Below are 651 nucleotides of genomic sequence, written 5' to 3'. Positions count from 1 at the left end.
TTTGATAATTACGCGGGTCCAGCATTCGATATTGATGATGAGTAATGCTATGAGCTACATGAAAGCCGCAAAAGCATGCATTGACTTGTCTGCGTTGCAGCACAACTTGCAGCGTGTGAAAGCGCAAGCACCAGAAAGTAAAGTGATGGCGGTAGTGAAAGCCAACGGTTATGGCCATGGTCTACGTCATGTGGCGAAACATGCTAACCATGCCGATGCCTTTGGTGTGGCTCGCATTGAAGAAGCGTTGCAACTGCGTGCTTGTGGCGTGGTAAAGCCAATTCTCTTACTCGAAGGTTTTTATTCGCCGGGCGATCTGCCTGTGTTAGTGACGAACAACATCCAAACCGTGGTGCACTGTGAAGAGCAACTTATCGCGTTGGAACAGGCGGATTTAGAAACGCCAGTGGTCGTTTGGTTGAAGATCGACAGTGGTATGCATCGTTTGGGTGTTCGCCCTGAGCAGTATGATGAATTCATTTCTCGCTTAAAAACGTGCCCGAATGTGGCGAAACCATTGCGATACATGAGCCATTTTGGTTGTGCGGATGAGCTTGATAGCAGCATCACGCCGCAACAAATTGAGCTGTTTATGTCATTAACCTCGGGCTGTCAGGGCGAGCGCTCGCTAGCGGCATCTGCGGGTTTATT

General features: G+C 49.2%; 1 protein-coding gene. It reads left to right on the top strand.

Going from position 1 to position 651, the window contains the following annotated elements:
- Positions 1-49: 49 nt before the first annotated feature.
- Positions 50-651: alanine racemase (gene alr / locus R7P74_RS27060; RefSeq protein WP_318123755.1), on the top strand; the 602-nt coding region annotated here is incomplete at its 3' end.

Source organism: Vibrio sp. 2033 (assembly GCF_033339735.1).
This window is presented reverse-complemented; position numbering and strand designations above follow the sequence as displayed.